Annotated in this window: 12 protein-coding genes; 6 read left to right on the top strand and 6 right to left on the bottom strand. The window is 67.0% G+C overall.

Annotated features, from left to right (window positions below; translation table 11 throughout):
* The first annotated feature begins 94 nt into the window (after positions 1-94).
* From ACFC4D_RS36820 to ACFC4D_RS36810, 3 genes are all read left to right on the top strand, one after another.
* A complete protein-coding gene (locus ACFC4D_RS36820; RefSeq protein ID WP_364628774.1) occupies positions 95-1,336 on the top strand; it encodes a KasA/KasB family beta-ketoacyl-ACP synthase in 1,242 nt (413 codons plus the stop codon).
* Positions 1,337-1,460: 124 nt separating this feature from the next.
* Positions 1,461-3,353 carry a long-chain-fatty-acid--AMP ligase FadD32 gene (fadD32, locus tag ACFC4D_RS36815; RefSeq protein WP_375956115.1) on the top strand — a complete coding sequence of 631 codons (1,893 nt, stop codon included), beginning with the start codon at positions 1,461-1,463 and terminating at the stop codon, positions 3,351-3,353.
* A gap of 148 nt (positions 3,354-3,501) precedes the next feature.
* Positions 3,502-4,392, top strand: coding sequence for a DUF5995 family protein (locus tag ACFC4D_RS36810; RefSeq protein WP_375955705.1), 891 nt, complete (start codon positions 3,502-3,504; stop codon positions 4,390-4,392).
* 12 nt (positions 4,393-4,404) lie between these two features.
* Here the strand turns inward: ACFC4D_RS36810 and ACFC4D_RS36805 are convergent, their stop codons facing one another.
* The gene (locus tag ACFC4D_RS36805; RefSeq protein WP_375955703.1) at positions 4,405-5,724 is read right to left on the bottom strand and encodes a diguanylate cyclase domain-containing protein; all 1,320 of its coding nucleotides are present in this window, start codon (positions 5,722-5,724) and stop codon (positions 4,405-4,407) included.
* A 117-nt stretch (positions 5,725-5,841) separates the two neighbouring features.
* On the opposite strand from ACFC4D_RS36805, the gene ACFC4D_RS36800 reads away from it, so the two are divergent.
* On the top strand, positions 5,842-6,648 hold the full coding sequence (locus ACFC4D_RS36800) for an SAM-dependent methyltransferase (RefSeq protein ID WP_376070364.1): 807 nt from the start codon (positions 5,842-5,844) through the stop codon (positions 6,646-6,648).
* A gap of 72 nt (positions 6,649-6,720) precedes the next feature.
* Here the strand turns inward: ACFC4D_RS36800 and ACFC4D_RS36795 are convergent, their stop codons facing one another.
* Together ACFC4D_RS36795 and ACFC4D_RS36790 are read right to left on the bottom strand one after the other, a co-directional pair.
* Entirely contained in the window at positions 6,721-8,121 is a 1,401-nt protein-coding gene (locus tag ACFC4D_RS36795; protein WP_376070410.1) for an MFS transporter, read from the bottom strand.
* 175 nt (positions 8,122-8,296) lie between these two features.
* Positions 8,297-8,842, bottom strand: coding sequence for an NADPH-dependent FMN reductase (locus ACFC4D_RS36790; protein WP_376070361.1), 546 nt, complete (start codon positions 8,840-8,842; stop codon positions 8,297-8,299).
* 217 nt (positions 8,843-9,059) lie between these two features.
* On the opposite strand from ACFC4D_RS36790, the gene ACFC4D_RS36785 reads away from it, so the two are divergent.
* Complete coding sequence (locus ACFC4D_RS36785) at positions 9,060-10,226, top strand: lipase family protein (RefSeq protein ID WP_376070358.1); 1,167 nt, start codon at positions 9,060-9,062, stop codon at positions 10,224-10,226.
* Positions 10,227-10,301: 75 nt separating this feature from the next.
* Here the strand turns inward: ACFC4D_RS36785 and ACFC4D_RS36780 are convergent, their stop codons facing one another.
* The 3 genes from ACFC4D_RS36780 to ACFC4D_RS36770 form a co-directional block, all read right to left on the bottom strand.
* On the bottom strand, positions 10,302-11,441 hold the full coding sequence (locus tag ACFC4D_RS36780) for a YeiH family protein (RefSeq protein ID WP_376070355.1): 1,140 nt from the start codon (positions 11,439-11,441) through the stop codon (positions 10,302-10,304).
* 4 nt (positions 11,442-11,445) lie between these two features.
* Complete coding sequence (locus ACFC4D_RS36775) at positions 11,446-11,601, bottom strand: hypothetical protein (protein ID WP_364628794.1); 156 nt, start codon at positions 11,599-11,601, stop codon at positions 11,446-11,448.
* A gap of 175 nt (positions 11,602-11,776) precedes the next feature.
* Complete coding sequence (locus ACFC4D_RS36770) at positions 11,777-12,835, bottom strand: AraC family transcriptional regulator (protein WP_376070353.1); 1,059 nt, start codon at positions 12,833-12,835, stop codon at positions 11,777-11,779.
* A gap of 82 nt (positions 12,836-12,917) precedes the next feature.
* Here ACFC4D_RS36770 and ACFC4D_RS36765 point away from each other — a divergent pair, with 82 nt between their 5' ends.
* Positions 12,918-14,636 (top strand): GMC oxidoreductase, encoded by a 1,719-nt coding sequence (locus tag ACFC4D_RS36765; protein WP_375955691.1) that lies wholly within the window; start codon positions 12,918-12,920, stop codon positions 14,634-14,636.
* Positions 14,637-14,681: the final 45 nt, after the last annotated feature.

Here is a 14,681-nt window from a genome sequence, read left to right as displayed (position 1 = left end):
GGCCGGGTGCGTTCGCTAGTTGCTACCAGTCCTTGACAGCCCACGCGGATCGAAATCTGGTTCGCCGGAGCATTGCTACGGAGAGTGAACGATCATGCAGACGCCTAAAAGGAAGTTCCCGAACGTCGTGGTCACCAGCTTGGCGGCCACCACCTCCATCGCCGGTGACGTCGATTCGACCTGGAAGGGCCTACTCAACGGCGAGAGCGGGATCGACGTTCTCGAGGACAGCTTCCTCGACGATTTCGGCCTGCCCGTGCGCATCGGCGGACATCTGAAGGTGTCGCCGACCTCGGTCCTCGAACGTGAGGAATGCCGCCGCACCTCGTATGTCGAGCAGATGGCGCTGGTGCTGGGCCGCGAGGTCTGGCGCAACGCGGGCAGTCCGGAGGTGGACGGCGATCGCCTCGGCGTGGCCATCGGCACCGGTCTGGGCGGTGCGGAAATGCTGATCATCGCGCGCGACAAACTCTCCAGCGGCGGCTACCGCAAGGTCTCGCCCCTGACCGTGCAGACCATCATGCCGAACGGTCCGGCGGCCGTGGTCAGTGTGGAGCTGGGCGCGAGGGCCGGTGTGACAACGCCTGTTTCGGCTTGTTCGTCCGGTTCGGAGGCAATCGCGAACGCCTGGCAGAAGATCGTCATGGGCGATGCCGACATGATGATCACCGGCGGCGTGGAAGGTTCCATCCAGGCGCTCCCCATCGCGGGCTTCTCCATGATGCGCGCCATGAGCACCCGCAACCACGATCCGAAGGCCGCCTCGCGCCCCTTCGACCGCGATCGCGACGGTTTCGTCTTCGGTGAGGCGGGCGCGCTCATGATCATCGAAACCGAGGAGCACGCGCTGGCCCGCGGCGCGAAGATCCACGCCCGAATCATGGGCGCGGGCATCACATCCGACGGTTTCCACCTCGTCGCGCCCGATCCGGAGGGCACCGGGGCCGCCCGCGCCATGAGCCGCGCCATGGAACACGCCGGTATCTCCAAATCCGATGTGTCGCATATCAATGCGCACGCCACCGCCACCCCGATCGGCGATACGGCCGAGGCGAACGCCATCTATCAGGCCGTCGGCAACCACGCAGCTGTCTACGCGCCGAAGTCCGCGCTCGGCCATTCCATCGGTGCCGTGGGTGCGCTCGAATCGGTTCTCACCGTGCTCAGCGTGCGTGACGGAATCATCCCGCCCACCTTGAATTTGGACAATCTGGACCCGGAAATCGACCTTGACGTGGTCGCCGGTTCGGCGCGCTCCGGTACCTACGAGTACGCGCTGAACAACTCGTTCGGTTTCGGCGGCCACAACGTAGCCCTGGCCTTCGGCCGGTACTGAGTGACGTGCATCATGGACACCTGCTAGTCTTCCCCAGCCCCAGCTACTTCTCGGGCTTCGGTGTCGATTCTTGTTCGGTGTCACTGCACAGTCATTTCTGTGAGTTGAAAAAGGATAGGGAATGATCGGCGAGACCATTGATGACTATCTGGACGAACGCGGCAATATTCAGATGCCGAGCAACCAGACCATGATCGACCTGGTCGACAAGCACTCTGCGGCGCAAGGGGATGAGCTCGCCTACCGCTATGTCGACTACTCCCGCGAACGCGACGGTGAGTATTTCGAGCTGACCTGGAACGAGTTCGGTGTCCGGTTGCGCGCGGTGGCAGCCCGGTTGCAGCAGGTGACGCAGCCGGGCGATCGAGTCGCCATCCTGGCGCCGCAGGGCTTGGACTACATCGTCGCCATGTACGCGGCGGTCTACGCGGGTTGTATCGCGGTGCCGCTGTTCGACCCGGATGAGCAGGGTCATTCGGATCGGTTGCACGCGGTGCTCGACGACTGTCAGCCCGCGGCCATCCTGACGATCGGTCCCTCGGCACCCGGTGTGCGCGAGATCTTCCGGGATCTGCCCGCGCCGAAACGGCCGCGCATCATTGCGGTGGAAGCGATTCCGGACAGCGTCGGTTCCGCCTGGGTGCGCCCGGACATCAATATCGACAGCGTCGCGTACCTGCAGTACACCTCCGGTTCCACCCGCACGCCCGCCGGTGTGGAGATCACGCACCGCGCGGTCGGCACCAACCTGCTGCAGGTGATCAATACCGTTGGTATCACCGAGAAAGCGCGCGGCGTCACCTGGTTACCGCTGTTCCACGATATGGGCCTGTTGACGGTCATCCTGCCGACCATCGGCGGCAAGTTCATCACCATCATGTCGCCCAGCGCCTTCGTGCGCCGGCCGTACCGCTGGATCAAAGAACTGGCCGCGCAGGAGGACGGCGCCGAGATCTTCGCCGCCGCACCGAATTTCGCGTTCGAGCATGCCGCGGCGCGCGGATTGCCCAAGCCGGGTGAGGAACTCGACCTCTCCAATGTGATCGGCCTGATCAACGGCAGCGAACCGGTATCGGTGACGTCGATGAAGAAGTTCAACGACGCCTTCGAGCCGTACGGTCTGCCCAAGACCGCGATCAAGCCCTGCTACGGCATGGCGGAGGCGACGCTGTTCGTCTCGGCGACCAAGCGCGAGGATGAGGCGCGGGTGGTCTACGTGGACCGCACCGAACTCAACGCCGGGCGCATGACCGAGGTCAGTCCGGACGCGGAAAACGCTGTGTCCCAGGTGTCTTGCGGTTACGTGGCGCTGTCGCAGTGGGCGGTGATCGTCGATCCGGAGACCGGTGCGGAGAAGCCGGAGGGCGAGGTCGGCGAGATCTGGCTGCACGGCAAGAATATGGGCATCGGCTACTGGGGTCGCCCCGAGGAATCCGAGGCCACCTTCCGCAATCGCCTGAAAGTCCGTCAGCCGCAAGGCAGTCACGCCGAAGGCGCGGATGACGACGCGGATTGGATGCGCACCGGCGACTTCGGTTCGTACCTGGACGGCGAGCTCTACATCACCGGCCGCGTCAAGGATCTGGTGATCGTGGACGGGCGCAATCACTATCCGCAGGATCTGGAGTACTCCGCGCAGGAGTCCAGCACCGCGCTGCGCCCGGGATTCGTTGCGGCATTCTCGGTTTCGGCGAATCAGATGCCGGTCGAGGCGGCCACGCCGAACGGTGTGAAGCTCACCCTGGATCCAGGCGACAATGCCGAGCAATTGGTGATAGTGGCCGAACGCGGCACCGGCGCGGCCAAACTCGAACCGGAGCCCATCGCCGAGGCGGTGCGCACCGCCATCGCCAAACGGCACGGCGTCACCGTCCGCGATCTGCTGCTCGTCCCGGCCGGTTCCATTCCGCGCACCTCCAGCGGCAAGATCGCCCGCCGCGCCTGCAAGACCGCGTACGTCGAAGGCACCCTGCGCGGCGGCTACCGCCAGCAAGCCTTCCCCGACGTCACGGAATAGCGCATCGTCATCCCGGCCGAAGACGTGCCGGGATGCCGGGGAAGTTCGGCCCGCGTGCACTGCACGCGGGCCGTTTTCATGCCAAGGGGGGTTGGCACGGCGGTGCGTACCGGGCAGGTAGTCAGACCGGTCCGTACACTTCCTGGCCGTGTGGACTTCCGCCCGGATCGGGCTTCTTCTGACGACTACCGCTGCCGTACTGGCCTTTTCCGGAATGCCGGTGGCCGGTGCGACCGAGGTGGCTCCCGCATTCTGCGGAACGCCGCTCTCCGCCGATGAAATCGGGACAATCGGCCGACTATCGGACACTTCAGACCTGACCGGGGATGCGTTGCAGCGGTTGGAGACCGCCGTGCGGCGCAATCACGAGATCACCGAGATCCTCACCGCGCACAAGGATCGCCGGGGACTGTTCGGCATCGGCCTGGACGGCGTCGAACAGGTCGCGGTCATGCCCCTGCAGGAGGATCCCACCGCCTTCCAGGACCGCGATTACGCGCACGCCATCAGCCTCGAGCTACTGAGCCGCTACCTGAACAACCTGCATGCCGAATTCACCGGCGGCGCGGTCGAATCCCATTGGGCGCGTTACTTCGCGCAGGCGGCGCGGTGTGAGCTGTCCGGGGCGCGGGTGGCCATGTCCGGCTACAGCGCGCATCTCGCGGTGGACCTGTCGTACTCCATCGCCGCGATCGGCACCCGCCCCGAGAACGCCCCCGACTACTTCAAGATCGTCGCCGCCATCGCGGGTGCGGGCGATGTCATCGTGGACCGCACCAAAGAGGTCTACAACGCCGATCTCGGCCCGCTGTGGCGCTTCTACTTCGTCGGCGAGGGCCTGGACCTGCTGGTGGGCAAGGGTGTCGCCACCAAACCCCTGCTGGTCCTGGCCGACCTCGGCGCGAACGTCGTGATCTTCGGAAACGGCCTGGCCCTGGAGGATCCGGCCCTGCGCGACGCCACCGCCGGTGAGATCCGCGCCCTCACCGATGCCGCCGACGTCGCCTTCCAGGTGCTGGCCGACATCCACGCCCTCTAACGCCGCGCCGAATCAGCCTGCGGCGGTGTCGGTTCGGCGGCGGCGACGGCCCGCCGCCTTGGCCCAGTACATCGAATAGTCCGCGGCCTGCAGCAGGTCGTCGGCTGTCGTATGCGCCGCGTACTCCTCGGCGATGCCGACGCTGGCGGTGACGGTGAGCCGATGTCCCTGCACCTCGAACGGATGGGTGAAGGCGCGGCGCACGCAGCGCGCGATCTCATCCACCTCGGCGGTGGAGTTCGGCACCAGCACCACGAATTCGTCACCGCCGATGCGGGCGACCAGCTGGCCGAAGCCGTCCGCGCAGGCGTCCAGCCGCGCGGCGGCCTGCACCAGCAGCTCATCGCCGACCGCATGCCCGAAGGTGTCGTTGACGGCCTTGAAATGGTCCAGATCCACGTAGCAGAGCCCCACCCGGCTGTCCGGATCGGTGAAGGCGGCGGTGAGCGCGTCGAAGAAGCGGGAGCGATTGGCCAGCCCGGTCAGCTGATCGTGGTGGGCGCGATAGTGCAGCCGCTCGCGCAGCGCGCGCCGCTCGGAGATGTCCTCCACCAGAATGAGCGTGTACTGCGGCTGACCGTGATCATCGCGAATCAGCGAGACATTGATATTGGTCCACACGGTGCGCCCGTCCCGGTGCGGATACGCCTTCTCCAACTGCGCGTTGTCCACATCCCCGCGTAGCACCGACGCGTACAGCGGCCACATCTCCGGATCATCGTCGGGATGGCTGAGATCGGTGACTTCGAGGGCGCACATCTCGGCGGGGGTGTAGCCGAGCATATTCGCGAAAGCGGCGTTCACTTCGATGATGCGTCCGGTCATATCGGACAATCCGGTGCCAATTCCGGCCTGCGCGAACACCGCTCGGAATCGCGCCTCACTGGCTCGCAGTTGTTCCTGCATGCGTAATCGCGCGGTCATCTCCGCCACCCGCACGCTTTCCTGCTCGGTGAGCAGCCAGCGCCGGAAGGCGCGGACATAGCCGGTTGTGAAGGCGCCCAGCAACTCTGCGGCACGCGTGGCCGGAATCGCGTTCTCCTGAGCGAAATACGCGTCGAGCACCGAGACGCAGCGGCCCAGCACCTCATCCCCGACGAAGTGCGCCCGCGCCAGTTCCGCGCCGAGTTCGGCCACCCGTTCGGCGGGCTCGCCATTGCGCGCGGCGGCATCGACCTGCCCGGCCAGCCGGGCGAGCAGTGCGATGGTCTCGTCGCGGCTCATGGGCACGACGTGATCGCGGGCTCCGCTGTCGAGCGCGGCCACCCACTGATCGACCAGTTCGGCGTGCGGGCCACCCTGCTCCGGCCCACCCCCGGGATCCGACGCCATGAGGGTCGATGGTAGCCCCGCAGCTCCGCTCCCGCGAACCCCGCCCCCGTGGCCGCCGGTGATATACCATTGCGGCGCTTCACGATTGGTAGCAGGTTCGAGAGGGGCTAGGAATCGATGACCAGACCGAGTTGGGCACCGGAGGGCATCGATCTTGATCGCCCCAGCGCCTCCCGCGTTTACGACTACTTCGTCGGCGGTATGCACAATTTCGAGATCGACCGCGAACTCGCGCAGATGATCGAGAAGTTCACCCCGAACGTCGCCGAGACCATGCGCGCCAACCGCGATCTGCTGCGCCGCGCGGTGCGCCTGCTGACCGATGCGGGCATCGACCAGTACCTCGACCTGGGTTCGGGCATCCCCACCGTCGGCAATGTGCACGAGGTGGCGCAGGCCCGGAACCCGCAGGCCCGGGTGGTCTACGTCGATATCGATCCGGTGGCGGTCGCGCACAGCCAGGCCATCCTGGACGGCAATCCGCTCACCGCCGTCATCCATGCCGATGTGGCGCAGGCTGATTCGATTCTGGCGAATCCGGATGTGCGGCGCCTGCTGGACTTCGAGCGTCCGATCGCCGTATTGCTGCTCGGTGTACTGCATTTCGTGCCCGACGAGTCCGATCCGGCCGCGGCCGTGGCGAAACTGCTGGATGCCTGCGTACCCGGCAGCTATGTCGCCATCACCCATGCCACCGCGGACGGCCAGCCGCAGGAGGTGCTGGACGCGCAGAAGCTCTCCGGCCGCACCTCGACCGAGATCACGCTGCGCGGCCGGGACGAGATCGCCGCCTACTTCGGCGACTGGACCCTGCTCGAGCCCGGCCTGGTGCAGCTGCCGCTGTGGCGTCCGGAGGATCCCGCCGATATCGGCGAGAATCCGGAACGTTCCGGCGCGTACGGCGGTCTCGCCAAGAAGGACTGACCGCGGTCCGCTCGGGGCGCGATCAACGCGATACCGCGGCGGCGAGCAGACTCGCCACCGCGGTGTGTTCGGTTACCGCGCCGCGCGGCGGAAGGTGAGTACCGCCGCCACGGCCGCCACCGCGGCGATGACCGCGGCCGCGCGGAACGCCGCCGCGAAACCGTCGGTGAGAGCCAGTGTGTCGCCGAGCTTTTCGGCTCCGGCGGCGGAGGCGATCGCCGTAACCGCCGCCAGGCCCAGCGCCGAACCGATCTGATAACCGGTGTTCACGATGCCCGAGGCCAGCCCGCCCTCCTCCGGCGGCGCGGCCGAGATGGCGGTTTGCAGCGACGGCACGAACGCCAGCGACATGCCCAGCGCCGCGACCAGCGAACCCGGCAGCACATCCACCAGGAAGTTCCCGTCCGCGCGCACGAAGGACAGCCACACCAGCCCGGCGGCCAGAATCAGCAGTCCGGCGACGATCATGGTGCGAGCGCCGAAGCGCGCGAACAACTTCGGTGACAGCGCCACCATGCCCGCCATGATGAGCGCGGTCATCGGCAGCAGCGCCGCACCCGACGGGAACGCCGAATAGCCGAGCACCTGTTGCAGGTACAGGTTCAGGAAGAACCACATGGGCACCCACGCCGCACCGAGCAGCAACTGCGCCAGATTGGCCGCACCCAGGTTGGGCGACCGGAACACCGACAGCGGCATGAGCGGTTCGCTACGGCGAATCTGAATGGCCAGGAACGCGATCAGCAGCACCGCGGCCAGCGCGAGCACTCCCCAGGTGGCCCCGGACAGCCAGCCCGCCTCCGGTGCGCGGACAACGGCGAACACCGCCGCGCCGAGCCCCAGGGTGGCGGTGAGCGCGCCGAGCAGGTCCACCGAACCGTGCGGTGCGAGCGCGCCGCCGGGAACCAGGGCGGGAGCCGCGATCAGCGCCAGTACCGCCAGCGGGATATTGATGTAGAAAACCCAAGGCCACGAGGCGTATTCGGTAATCAGCCCGCCGAGGAAGACACCCGCCGTGCCGCCCGCGGGCGCGGCCGCGCCGTACACCGCGAACGCTTTGGTCAGCTCCCGGGGATTCGCCCCGAACAGCATCATGAGCAGGGTCAGCGCCGAGGGCGCGATGAGCGCCGCGCCCGCACCCTGGATACCGCGCCCGATCAGTTCGACCGTGGCGGAGGAGGCCAGGCCCGCCAGCAGTGATCCGAGGCCGAGGATCGCCCAGCCGGTCTGGAATATCCGGCGTGCGCCGAGAATGTCGGACAGTTTGCCGCCGAGCAGTAGCAGTCCGCCGAAGACCACCACGTAGGCATTGAACACCCAGCTCAGGTTCTCCTGCGAAAACCCCAGCGCGCCCTGCATTTCCGGCAGCGCGACGCCGATGATCGAGGTGTCCATGATGACCATGAACTGGGCCAGGGCGATGAGGGCGAGGGCGGCCCACCGTCGCGAGGACGGTGGCGCCTGAGTAGCGATGGACACGGTCTCACTCCTTCGAAAGTTCGATGCGTTCTTGTATACCCATGGGGGGTATGCCGAGGGAATGGTGAGATCCGTGATTCATTTCATACCCACCGGGGGTATGAAAAAGGCGGCTCCCCGGTTAAGGGAGCCGCCGTGATACCGCTTGCGGTGGAGCGCTTTTCGCCGCTCAGGCCGCTTTCGCGCGGATGTACTCCGCCAAGGCGGGCAGCACCGCGTCGAGGCGTTCGCGCACCTCGGCTTCGGCCACCAGACCGTCCAGGCCCAGCTGTTCGCGCACCACGGTGATCCGCCCGGATGCCGGTTCGGCGATATCGGCGCTCACGTAACCCAGTACGGTGCGCAGGGTTTCGATCGCCGCGTCGCCGCGGCCGGGATAGGCCACATTGATCCACGCCACCGGCTTGTCCACCAGATCGCCGGTGCCGACCGTCCATTCGAGCAGGTTCTTGAGACTGCCGGGAATCATGCCCGCGTACTCGGGCGTGCAGATGAGCACCGCGTCGGCATCGCCGAGCTGCTTGCGCAGGGCCTCGACGGTCGCGGGGGCGGGGTCATCGCCGGGGATGAACTGGGGCAGGTGCGCCAGCCCGTCGTAGAGCGTCGTCACGAAATCGGCCGAGGCCCCGGCCGCGATGGTGCGCAGCGCGGCGGTATTGGTGGAACTGTCCCGGGTGCTGCCCGAGATCAGCAGTATGCGCAGGGGTGTGGTCACAGTGCGGGCAACGTGCCTGGCCGCGCGGGTATTTCTCGGGCGGCCCCGAGTCCTTTTCCGTCCCACCGAGTGGGAGCTGTTGGTCCATAACCTGTCACTTCGTCCCATTTTCGGTATCGTGGGCGGAATGCCGCACTGTCCCGGACAGTGATAAACGTTCGGATTCGATTGTGCGACAACTGCATAGCGTGTGTTTGTGTTCGAAAGGCAGGCAACGATGACTGCGTTCACCAACCGCTTCGACGAGGCGGCGGTCGGTGCCGGAGGCTCCACCGAGGCATACGACGGGCTGGGTCCCGGGCGCGTGCTGGCGGCGGAGCCGATGACGGCGTACCTGCTGCCCGGGGTGCGACTGCCCGCCCGCGCTTGGCGCATCAACTACACGACGACCACCGGATCCGGCGATCCGACGCAGGTCACCGGCACCGTGCTGGTTCCGCGCGAACCGTGGCGCGGTCCGGGCTCGCGGCCGCTGGTCGGCTACGCCGTCGGCACCCAGGGCCTGGCCGACAAGGTCGCCGCCGCCTCCTGGCAGTTCCGTTTCGGCCTGGAATACGAATCGCTCTTCATCACCGCCGCCCTGCGGCGCGGCTGGGCGCTGGCCATCACCGACTATCCCGGACTCGGCAATCCGGGTACGCACCCGTACGTCATGGGCCGCTCGCTCGGCCCCGCCGTGCTGGACAGCGTGCGCGCCGCGCGCCGCCTGACCGCCGCGGGCCTGGATCCGAACGGCCCGCTGGGCATCTACGGCTACTCCGAGGGCGGTTGCGCCGCGGGCTGGGCGCTGCAATTGCAGCCCTCCTACGCCCCGGATCTGCCGCTCGCGGGCGGCGTGGTGGGTTCCGCTCCGGCCGATCTGGTCGACATGATCAAGTTCCTGGACGGCACCCCGTACGCGTTCCTGCTGTTCTACGGCGTGCTCGGACTCGACGCCGCGTACCCGGAACTCGATGTGCTGCAATACCTCAAGCCCGCGGGCCGGGCGCTGGCCGCGGTCCTGCGCCGCACGCACGCGATTCCCGCCGCGGTCGCCGGTATCGGCCTGGGTCTGGTCGTGCCGACGAAGGTCTCCACCTACTGCTACCGGATGCCGTTCGAGGTGCCCGAGGTGCGAGCGCGCCTGCTGGAGAACAAGCTCGGCGCGATCGCCCCCGCGACGCCGGTGCTGGTGGCGGGCGGCACCGCCGAGCAGATCATTCCCTACCCGCAGGCCGTCCGGTTGGCCGAGCAGTGGAAATCGCTCGGTGTCGATGTCACCATGCTGTCCATGCCCAGGCGTGAACACATCACCGGCGCACTGTCTTTCGCGCGTCCGGCCCTGAGTTTCCTGGCGGACCGCTTCGCCGAATCCGGCGCGACCGTGCTGAAGCGCGGCGCATAGCCGCGTAGGCAGACAAACGAATCGGGTTGCCACACATGCCGTGTGACAACCCGATTCGTATTTCCCGGTGCGCGGTCAGACCCCGATGCTCCAATGCAACACGCGAGAAGTGAACAGCACCAGGCCGAGTGAGACCACCGCGACGGTGACGAGTCCGACGATGGCGACCACCAGCGGTCGCCAGCCGGTCCGCGCCAGTTCGCGAATATTCACATTCAGCCCGACGCCCGCGAAGGTGAGCAGGAACGCCCAGCGCGACAGATTGGCGAGGTTCGTGGTCTGCTGCTTGGTCAGCCAGTGCGCGGTCGCCACCGCGGACACCGCCAGGAAGCCCAGCACGAACTTCGGGAACTTCTCCCAGACGAACGCGGCCTTGGCCCGCACGCCGGGGGCGATGGCATCGGCCTGTCCGCGCGAGGCCCAGTAGGCCGCGAAGCCCAGCACCACGAAGCCGATGAGCGCGTTGCGGGTGGACTTCACCAGCACCGCGACCTTGCCCGCGGTATCGGAGTACAGGTAGCCGGTGGCGGTGGTCTCGGCCGTATTGTCAACGGCCAGACCGGCCCACAGCCCGAACTCGTGATCGGTCAGCCCCATGGCGTGACCCAGTGGCGGCAGCGCGAACAGCGCGACCGCGCCGAGCGCCAGAATCGCGGCGATGGCATAGCTGACATCGGAATTGCGCGCCCGGATCGCACCCTTACCGGCGATGATCGCGGATACACCGCAGATGGCGGTGCCGATGGCCAGCAGCGACCCCAGCTTGCCGGACAGCCCCAGCAGTCGCGCCACCAGCAGGATGATGGCCCCCGAGACCGTCATATCGACCAGGATCTGCAGGAAGCTGGTGCCGCCCAGCTTCGCCACATCACCGAGCAGGAAGCGCGAGCCCAGCGCTACGATGCCGATCTTCAGCCAGAATTCGTAGGTGCCCACGCCCGGCCGGAAAATGCGGTGCAGCCCAACGGTATTGGTGATGAGCAGGCCGATCAGAATGGCCCACAGCACGTACTCGATATCGGGCACGGTCCAATGCTGGTGCTTGGCAAGGGAATTCCACCAGATCTGCGCGTACTTGCCGAGCACGCCGACGCCGATGAGCAGCGCGATGCCGGGCAGATAGGACAGCAGCCGGTTCAGCGTGAGCGGCTCGTTATCGGTGGTCTCATCGAATTCGTCGGATGTGGTGTTCGCGGTGATCGCCGTATCGCTCATGCCGTCACCACGGAATCTTGGGCAGGGCATCGAAAATGGCGAGCACGGTGGCCACGCCCGCCACGATCACGGACCACCAGTCGGCGCCGAGCCGCCCGAGGGCGTCCAACCACGACGATCGGGCGCCGGATGACTCCGGCGCGGGATGAGAACTTGTCACGACTTGCCTCCAGAAACACACTGCGGGTGGACCCCCTCTGGGCCGCAGACCTGCACTATGAGGCTGGGAGCGGTCGCGAACCAGTGTTGAAATCGCGGTGATTCCGGATGCGTGGGTTCGGCCGCCGATCAGGTATCCGGTGGGCCGATCCAAGCGATCGCGGTGATGGGCGGGCTCAATCGCGGCGGTGGGCGCGGCGATGCGCGGCCGGGGTGGTGCCGGTCCAGCGTTTGAACGCGTGGATGAACGGCGTCGCTTCGGCATAGCCGAGCCGAATCGCTATATCGTCGACGGATAGCGGTGTGGCGGTGAGCATTTCCTCCGCGAGCGCCTGCCGCACCTCGTCCAGTAGCGCGCGATACGACGTGCCCGCGGCCACCAGGTGGCGGCGCAGCGTGCGGGTGCTGAGATTGAGGTCGCGGGCCACCGCGTCCAGGCTGGGCGGTGTGCTGAAACCCGTTGTGCCCGAACCGGGCAGCAGTCGATCGCGGACCTCGGCGGCGATACCGGTGCGGGCGCTGCGCCGGTGCAGCAGTTCCCGGCACTGCGCCACGCATACCGCCCAGGTGGGTTGATTGGCCTGGGGGAGCGGGCGAGTCAGCAGATCCGGGTCGATGCCGAAAATGGTGTGCGCGCGATCGAAACGCGGGCGCACCCCGAACAGGGCGGCCATCCGATCGACCTGATCGGTTGCGGGATAGCAGAATTCGGCGCTGCTGAAATCGACGCGCGCGCCCAGCAGATCGCTCATCACCCGGTGCATGGCGACGATATCGCGCTCCACCAGGAAGCGCTGTACATCCGCCGGGATGGTGTCGTGGTGAATCCAGGTGATCACCTCGTGCGGGCGCGATTCCACGATCGGCGTGCAGAACGCGAAACCGAGCCGGTAGTAGCGCAGTGCCAGCGAAATCGCCTCGCGCAGCGTGGGACTGGTGACGCACGCGTAGCCGAAGATGCCGAAGGTGCTGATCCGGTAGCGCCGCCCGACCTCGACGCCCAGCGCGGGCACATCGGTGACCTCGCGCACCAGATTGCGCACCACGGCGAGTTCGGCCTCGGCGGAGACCTGCGCCTCCGGATCGCCGAGCTGTGCCACGCTCACCCCGGTATCGGCCAGCATGCGCGCGAGCGGCACCCCGTGCTCGCCCGCGAACTCGGTCATGACCGCGACGCTGGCGGTGCCGCGCGGAAAATTCCAGGTGCGGACCTCCGGCTCCTCGAGCGTGCTCATACCCCCAGTATGTCCGAAACTGTGGATTTCTTGGCCGCCACGCATTCTCGCTCGCATCGCCGCTGGTCGTAGCGTTTCCGGTATGCGCTTCGACTACGACGTGATTGTCATCGGCTCCGGTTTCGGCGGCAGTGTCAGCGCCCTGCGCCTGACCGAGAAGGGGTATCGCGTCGGCGTGCTGGAGGCCGGGCGGCGGTTCGAGGACCACGAATTCGCCAAGACCTCCTGGCGCGCACGGCAGTTCCTGTGGGCTCCCGCCCTGGGCTGCTTCGGAATTCAGCGGCTGACCCTGCTCAAGGACACCTTCATCATGAGCGGTGCGGGCGTCGGCGGTGGTTCGCTGGTGTACGCCAATACGCTCTACCAGCCGCCGGACAAGTTCTACGCCGATCGGCAGTGGGGGCATATCACCGACTGGAAGGCCGAACTCGCTCCGCACTACGACCAGGCCAAACGCATGCTGGGCGTGACGACCAATCCGGCCACCACGCCCGCGGACCGGGTTTTGCGCGAGGTCGCCGACGATATGGGCATCGGCGACACCTATCAGCGCACACCCGTCGGCGTCTTCTTCGGCGGACCCGGCCGGCGTCCGGGGGAGGATGTGCCGGATCCGTTCTTCGGCGGCGTCGGCCCCGACCGCCGTACCTGCACGCACTGCGGCGAGTGCATGACCGGGTGCCGCCACAATGCCAAGAACACCCTGGTCAAGAACTACCTCTACCTGGCCGAAAAGGCCGGTGCCGCAGTGCATCCGCTCACCACGGTGACCGATGTGCGCCCGCTGTCGGGCGGCGGCTATGCCATCGAGACGGTGCGCACCGGTCGGCGAATTCGCAAGCAGCGGCGCGAATTCACCGCCGAACAGGTGATTTTCGCGGCGGCGTCACTCGGCACCCAGCGCCTGCTGCACCGTCTTCGCGATCGCGGCTCACTGCCGAATATCTCGCCCCGGCTCGGATACCTGTCCCGCACCAATTCCGAAGAGCTGCTGTCTGTTCGGAGCCGCGACCGCGACAACGACTTCACCAAGGGCGTGGCGATCACCTCCTCCATCCACCCCGACCCGGACACCCATATCGAACCGGTCCGCTATGGCAGGGGCAGCAATGTCCTGGCCCTGATGACCACCGCCATGGTCAGCGGCGAACCGCCGCGCGGTCGGCGCTGGCTCCGCGAATTGGCCAGGAACCGGCGCGATCTCGCGAAAATGCACAACCCGCGCCACTGGTCCGAGCAGATGATCGGCCTGCTGGTCATGCAATCGGTGGACAATTCGATCACCACGGTCACCAGGCGCGGCCTCTTCGGCCGCCGCATGACCACCACCCAGGGCGAGGGCGACCCCAACCCCACCTGGGTCCCCTCCGGCCATGAGGTCGCGCACCGCGTCGCGGCCAAAATCAATGGCTTCCCCACGGGTTCGGCCACCAGCAGTATTTTCAATATCCCCATGACCGGCCATTTCCTCGGCGGCTGCGCCATCGGCGATTCCCCCGACACCGGCGTGGTCGACCCCTACCACCGCCTCTACGGCCATCCGGGCCTGCACATCATCGACGGCTCCACCATCTCCGCCAACCTCGGCGTGAACCCCTCCCTCACCATCACCGCCCAGGCCGAACGCGCAACATCGCTGTGGCCCAACAAGAATGAGCCCGACCCGCGCCCCGCCCTCGGTGCGCCCTACGAACGCCTCACCCCGATCACGCCACACAACCCGATGGTCCCCCCGACCGCCCCCGCCGCACTGCGCCTCCCGATCATCGCGATCAACGAAACGACGCCCGCGGAAAGCTGATTCGGGCGCAATACCCCGTCATCCCGGCGAAGGGGCGGTGCGCCC

This window comes from Nocardia sp. NPDC056000, assembly GCF_042269265.1.
Taxonomy (GTDB): domain Bacteria; phylum Actinomycetota; class Actinomycetes; order Mycobacteriales; family Mycobacteriaceae; genus Nocardia.
Note: the sequence above shows the minus strand (reverse complement) of the source record. Positions and strands in the feature narration are given on the sequence as shown.

Bases quoted from the DNA above. Each gene is read 5' to 3' on its own strand.
- ACFC4D_RS36820 (WP_364628774.1), top strand. From the start codon at position 95: ATGCAGACGCCTAAAAGGAAGTTCCCGAACGTCGTGGTCACCAGCTTG.
- ACFC4D_RS36805 (WP_375955703.1), bottom strand. From the start codon at position 5,724: ATGGCGTCGGATCCCGGGGGTGGGCCGGAGCAGGGTGGCCCGCACGCC.
- ACFC4D_RS36800 (WP_376070364.1), top strand. From the start codon at position 5,842: ATGACCAGACCGAGTTGGGCACCGGAGGGCATCGATCTTGATCGCCCC.
- ACFC4D_RS36785 (WP_376070358.1), top strand. From the start codon at position 9,060: ATGACTGCGTTCACCAACCGCTTCGACGAGGCGGCGGTCGGTGCCGGA.
- ACFC4D_RS36780 (WP_376070355.1), bottom strand. From the start codon at position 11,441: ATGAGCGATACGGCGATCACCGCGAACACCACATCCGACGAATTCGAT.
- ACFC4D_RS36770 (WP_376070353.1), bottom strand. From the start codon at position 12,835: ATGAGCACGCTCGAGGAGCCGGAGGTCCGCACCTGGAATTTTCCGCGC.
- ACFC4D_RS36765 (WP_375955691.1), top strand. From the start codon at position 12,918: ATGCGCTTCGACTACGACGTGATTGTCATCGGCTCCGGTTTCGGCGGC.